The following is a 5,774-nucleotide window of genomic DNA, read 5'->3' as shown; positions in this document are numbered from 1 at the left end:
GTCGTGCTCGGCCCCGCGTCCACGGGCCGGCTCGAAGCGGTGCTCGGGTCTCCCCCGCCCACGACTCCGACGCCCGACGTGCCGCCCGGCCGCGGCTACGCCCGGCTGGGCTCGGGCCCGGTCCACCGCCTCCAGGTCCCGGCGACCCCGGACCCGTACGACGAGGCGACGAGCGAGGCCCACCGACAGGCGGTGGTCGGTCTGCTGCCTGCACGCACGACTCCGGCGGACGCCGAGCCGACGGGCATGGCACCGGCGGACCATGTGGACGCAACCCCGGAAAGCCCCGTGCGCTTCACCGCACCGGGTGCCTTGGGCGTCCCCGCGGAAGGCTGAGCGGACAGAGGCCGAGGCGTCGCGCACGAGTACGCGCGGCGACCTCCCTCCGCCACTGGCCGGGCGGTAGTGGCCAGTGGCCCGGAGTGCCGCGCCCTCGTCGGAGCGCGGGACACGGGAGGCGCCGCCGCAGAAGTCGGATCCGGAGGCGTCACGCCACGAACGTGCGTGGCGACTCCGTTCCGCCGTTCGCCCCCGACTCCACCAGCCGGGCGGCCACGGCCAGGCGCGTTGCGGCCTCGTCGGCCACCGCGCCGCCGACGGTGAACGGCAGCCGAACATAGCCCTCGAAGGCCCCGTCGACCCCGAAGCGGGGCCCGGAGGGGACGCGCACACCCACCCGCTCACCGACCTCGGCCAACCGTGACCCGGACAGACCTCCCGTACGCACCCACAGGGTGAGCCCGCCGCGCGGCACGTCGTACTCCCAGCCGGGCAGTTCACGGCGCAGGGCCGTCACCAGCGCGTCGCGGGTCTCGCGGGCCTGGGTGCGCCGGATGTCCACGGCCTGCTCCCAGCCACCGGTGCTGGGCGGCCAGTTCACGGCGAGCTGCTCCAGGACGGGGGTGCCGAGGTCGGCGTACGCGCGGGCCGCGACCAGGCTGCGGATCACGTCGGGGGCGGCGCGGACCCAGCCGATCCGCATGCCCGCCCAGAACGCCTTGCTGGCCGAGCCGACGGTGATGACCGTGGATCCGGCCGGGTCGAACCCGCAGACGGGACGCGGCATTTCGAGGCCCTCGTCCAGATGGAGCTCGCTCATGGTCTCGTCCACGATCAGCACGGTGCCGGCGGACCGGGCCGCGTCGACGAGCCGCCTGCGCTGGTCCTCGTCGGCGAGCGCGCCGGTCGGGTTGTGGAAGTCCGCGACGACATAGGCGAGCCGGGGCGCGGCGTCGCGCAGCACCTGCCGCCAGCGGTCCATGTCCCAGCCCGCGAGCCCCTCGGCCATGGCGACGGGCACCAGCCGGGCCCCGGCCTCGCGCATCAGCTGAAGGATGTTGGCGTACGAGGGCGACTCGACGGCGATGCGCTCGCCGCGCCCGGCGAAGAGGTGACAGATGGCGTCGATGGCGCCCATGGCCCCGGTGGTCACCATGATCTGTTCGGGCATGGTCGGGATGCCGCGCGCGGTGTACCGCTCGGCCAGCATCTCGCGCAGCGCGGGCAGCCCCGCCGGATAGTCGCCGTGCGTGTGGGCGTACGGCGGGAGCTCCTCAAGGGCGCCCTGGACGGCACGTGTGAGCCATGGCTCGGGGGCGGGCAGGGCCGCACAGCCCAGGTCGATCATGGAGCCGAGGGCCTCGGGCGGCAGCGGTTCCAGGCCGCGTGCGGGCAGCGGGTTCCCGGCCGGTACGGCCGTCCAGCTGCCCGCACCCCTGCGGGACTCCAGGAATCCCTCGGCGCGCAGCGCCTCGTAGGCGGCTGCCACAGTGGTGCGGCTCACGGAGAGGGAGAGGGCCAGTTCGCGCTCGGCGGGCAGCCGCGCGGCGACCGGGACGCGCCCTTCGAGGACGAGCAGACGGACGCCGTCGGCGAGGGCGCGATAGGCGGGCGGGCGGCGTGTGCCGGGGCCCGCCGGGCGCTCCTGCTGGGAGTTGAGCAGCCGCGCGAGCTGAGCGGCACCCACCGCCGAGGTCCACTGCGCCATGATTTCCAGTCCACCTTCCCCGAATTGGCCATGGAAGAGGTTTCTTCTCAAGCCACAGAGTGTCACGGGTCAGGCCACTATCACCACCAGGGGGCACACCTTGTCCACTCCGCCGTCGGACCGGCCGTCGAGTCCGCCATCGAGGCACCTCACCCGCCGGCTGCTCCAGCTGTACGTGGGCCTGGCGCTGTACGGCGCGAGCGTGGCCCTCCTCGTGGAGGCGGGCCTGGGCTTGGCGCCCTGGCGCGTCCTGGACCAGGGCCTCGCCGAGATGACCGGGCTGACGATCGGCGTCGTGTCGATCATCGTGGGCGCCGTGGTGCTGCTCCTGTGGATCCCGATGGGCCAGCGCCCGGGCCTCGGCACGGTCTCCAACGTCTTCGTGGTCGGGATCGCCATGGACGGCACGCTCGCCCTGGTCCCGGACGCGCACGCCCTCGGAATCCGCATCCCCTTGCTGGTGGCGGGCATCCTCCTCAACGGCGTGGCGACCGGCCTCTACATAGCGGCCCGTTTCGGCCCGGGCCCGCGCGACGGTCTGATGACGGGGCTCCACCGGAGCACCGGCCGCTCGATCCGCCTGGTGCGCACGGCCATCGAGGTGGCGGTGGTGGCGACGGGCTTCGTCCTCGGCGGCACGGTCGGCGTGGGCACGGTCCTGTACGCGGTGGCCATCGGCCCGCTGGCCCAGCTCTTCCTGCGCGTGTTCACCGCCCCCTCCGCATCATCGGGCGGCAGCACGGTCGTTGCCGCCGGGCAACCGGAGCAGGCGATACTGCGCGGGTGAGCACCCGTATACGCCACCCCTACCTCGACCATCCCGGCCCGATCGCCTTCGCCCACCGGGGCGGGGCCGCGGACGGCCTGGAGAACACCGCGGCCCAGTTCCGGCGCGCGGTCGAGGCCGGCTACCGATACATCGAGACCGATGTACACGCCACGGCGGACGGAAAACTCGTCGCCTTCCACGACGCGACGCTGGACCGGGTGACCGACGGGGCGGGCCGGATAGCGGACCTCCCCTGGGACGACGTGAGCCACGCGCGCGTGGCGGGAACGGAACCGGTCCCCCTCTTCGAGGAGCTGCTGGAAACGTTCCCCGACGTCCGCTGGAACGTCGACATCAAGGCGGAGCCCGCCCTGCACCCCCTGCTCGACCTGATCCGCCGCACCGGCTCCTGGGACCGCGTCTGCGTCGGCTCCTTCTCCGAGGCGCGGGTCGCCCGCGCGCAGCGCCTGGCCGGTCCCCGTCTGGCCACCTCGTACGGCACCCGGGGTGTCCTCGGACTGCGCCTGCGGTCGTGGGGGATCCCGGCCCCGCTGCGTCGCTCGGCGGTCTGCGCCCAGGTGCCCGAGTCCCAGTCGGGCATCCCCGTGGTCGATCACCGGTTCGTGCGCGCGGCCCACGCGCGCGGGCTGCAGGTCCACGTCTGGACGGTCAACGAAGCCGCACGGATGCACCGGCTCCTGGACCTGGGAGTCGATGGCATCATGACCGATCACATCGAGACGCTGCGCGGGGTCCTGGAGGACCGCGGCACCTGGGTCTGACGGCCCGGCGCCCCGCGCGGCGTCCGCGTACGGGGACTGCGACGGGGAAGCGAGGGCACGGGTGGGCACCGACACCGTGCGGGAACAAACGGCCGACGAGGCCGCGGAACGGCGGCGCGAACAACGCGGCTGGTACGTCTACGACTGGGCCTGTTCCGTCTACTCGACGAGCGTGCTCACCGTCTTCCTCGGCCCCTACCTCACATCGGTCGCCAAGGCGGCCGCGGACGCTGACGGGTTCGTGCACCCACTGGGGATCCCGCTGCGCGCCGGCTCCTTCTTCGCGTACTGCGTGTCCGCGTCCGTCATCCTGTCGATCTTCGTGATGCCACTGGCGGGCGCTGCCGCCGACCGCACGGGCCGCAAGAAGCCGCTCCTCGCGGTCGCCGCCTATGTGGGCGCCGCGGCCACCGCGGGCATGTTCTTCCTGAACGGCGACCGCTATCTGCTGGGCGGCCTCCTGCTGATTGTGGCCAACGCCTCACTGGCCGTCTCGATGGTCCTCTACAACTCCTACCTCCCCCAGATCGCCCCGCCGGAGGAGCGCGACGCCGTCTCGTCGAGGGGCTGGGCCTTCGGGTACGCGTCGGGCTCGCTGGTCCTGGTCGCGAACCTGGTCCTCTACACGGCCCACGACACCTTCGGCGTCTCGGAGGCGACGGCCGTCCGCATCTGTCTGGCCTCGGCCGGTATCTGGTGGGGCGCCTTCACGCTCGTACCGCTCAAACGGCTGCGCGACCGCCGCACGACATCCTCCTCGGGTACGTCCTCACACGGATGGCGGCAGCTGGCGGCCACCGTGCGGGACATGCGCCGCCAGCCACTGACGCTCGCCTTCCTGCTCGCCTATCTGGTCTACAACGACGGCATCCAGACGGTCATCTCGCAGGCATCCGTGTACGGATCCGAGGAACTGGGCCTCGACCAGTCGACGCTGATCGTCGCCGTGCTGCTGGTCCAGCTGCTCGCGGTGGCCGGGGCGCTCGGGATGGGCCGACTCGCCCGGACGTACGGCGCCAAACGGACCATCCTCGGTTCACTGATCGCCTGGACCGTGACGCTGGGCGCGGGCTACTTCCTGCCCGCCGGCGCGCCCGTCTGGTTCTTCGTCCTCGCGGCCGGCATCGGGGTCGTCCTCGGCGGCAGCCAGGCGCTGTCCCGGTCCCTGTTCTCGCATCTGGTGCCGCCCGGCAAGGAGGCCGAGTACTTCTCGGCGTACGAGATGAGCGACCGCGGGATGAGCTGGCTCGGCCCGCTTCTGTTCGGTCTGACCTACCAGCTGACGGGAAGTTATCGGGACGCGATCATCTCGCTCGTGGCCTTCTTCGTGCTGGGATTCGTGCTGCTCGCGAGGGTTCCGGTACGCCAGGCGGTGCGCGACGCGGGCAACCCCGTTCCGGACAGGATTTAGCGCCGGAGGCCAAAGGCCGGTAGTGTACGCGTTTGGCCTGCCAGGCGTACCGTTACTGCGCGTCAAAGATGCCGAAACGCTGGGTGACATCTGCTCTCAGATGTGACAAACCGGGCGCAGGTGGGTACAACAAGGGGCGGCTACGACGGCGACGCATGACCCGGAACGGGAATCTTTACCGCCGACCGGACGTTGACCGGATGACGACGACAGCGACACCTGTCCTGTGGGCGACAAGCCCGGGAGGCACGATTCATGAGTGAGCGAGCTCTTCGCGGCACGCGCCTCGTGGTGACCAGCTACGAGACGGACCGCGGCATCGACCTGGCTCCGCGCCAGGCCGTGGAGTACGCATGCGAGAAGGGCCATCGATTTGAGATGCCCTTCTCGGTGGAGGCGGAGATCCCGCCGGAGTGGGAGTGCAAGGTCTGCGGGGCCCAGGCACTCCTGGTGGACGGCGACGGCCCTGAGGAAAAGAAGGCCAAGCCCGCGCGCACGCATTGGGACATGCTGATGGAGCGGCGCACGCGAGAGGAACTCGAAGAGGTCCTCGAAGAGCGCTTGGCTGTACTTCGCTCCGGAGCCATGAACATCGCGGTCCACCCTCGGGACAGCCGCAAGTCCGCGTAACCCCTCCGGGGGTTGGGCGGCATACAACGCACGCACCCAACCGCGGGTGCCGTACCTTCGGGTGCGGTGCCTGCGGTTTTGTGCGTTCGAATGGCTTTTGGGTGACTTTCGGGTGCAGGTTCGCCGTGGCTGATCGCGCAGTTCCCCGCGCCCCCAAAAGGGGCGCGGGGAACTGCGCAGTCTTTGGGGGTTCGG

5 protein-coding genes and 1 pseudogene are annotated in these 5,774 nt (G+C 71.5%); 5 read left to right on the top strand and 1 reads right to left on the bottom strand.

Annotation, left to right across the window (positions count from 1 at the left end):
* Nucleotides 1-336 (top strand): annotated as a pseudogene (locus tag O3Q52_RS47625) (hypothetical protein); the annotation flags it as partial.
* Between the two features lie 151 nt (nucleotides 337-487).
* Here O3Q52_RS47625 and O3Q52_RS47620 read toward each other — a convergent pair.
* Nucleotides 488-1,987, bottom strand: coding sequence for a PLP-dependent aminotransferase family protein (locus O3Q52_RS47620; protein WP_269654700.1), 1,500 nt, complete (start codon nucleotides 1,985-1,987; stop codon nucleotides 488-490).
* Between O3Q52_RS47620 and O3Q52_RS47615 the strand changes: the two genes are divergently transcribed.
* The 4 genes from O3Q52_RS47615 (at nucleotide 1,986) to O3Q52_RS47600 (ending at nucleotide 5,579) form a co-directional block, all read left to right on the top strand.
* Nucleotides 1,986-2,774, top strand: coding sequence for a YitT family protein (locus tag O3Q52_RS47615; protein WP_269654699.1), 789 nt, complete (start codon nucleotides 1,986-1,988; stop codon nucleotides 2,772-2,774). The two genes, O3Q52_RS47620 and O3Q52_RS47615, sit on opposite strands and share 2 nt — an antisense overlap.
* A complete protein-coding gene (locus O3Q52_RS47610; protein WP_269654698.1) occupies nucleotides 2,771-3,538 on the top strand; it encodes a glycerophosphodiester phosphodiesterase in 768 nt (255 codons plus the stop codon). Before O3Q52_RS47615 ends, O3Q52_RS47610 begins: the two co-directional genes overlap by 4 nt.
* Before the next feature lie 61 nt (nucleotides 3,539-3,599).
* Entirely contained in the window at nucleotides 3,600-4,949 is a 1,350-nt protein-coding gene (locus O3Q52_RS47605) for an MFS transporter (protein ID WP_269654697.1), read from the top strand.
* Nucleotides 4,950-5,204: 255 nt separating this feature from the next.
* The gene (locus O3Q52_RS47600) at nucleotides 5,205-5,579 is read left to right on the top strand and encodes an RNA polymerase-binding protein RbpA (RefSeq protein WP_003977404.1); all 375 of its coding nucleotides are present in this window, start codon (nucleotides 5,205-5,207) and stop codon (nucleotides 5,577-5,579) included.
* Nucleotides 5,580-5,774 lie beyond the last annotated feature (195 nt).

It is taken from the genome of Streptomyces sp. ActVer (assembly GCF_027270795.1).
Classification (GTDB): Bacteria; Actinomycetota; Actinomycetes; order Streptomycetales; family Streptomycetaceae; genus Streptomyces; species Streptomyces umbrinus_A.
This window is presented reverse-complemented; position numbering and strand designations above follow the sequence as displayed.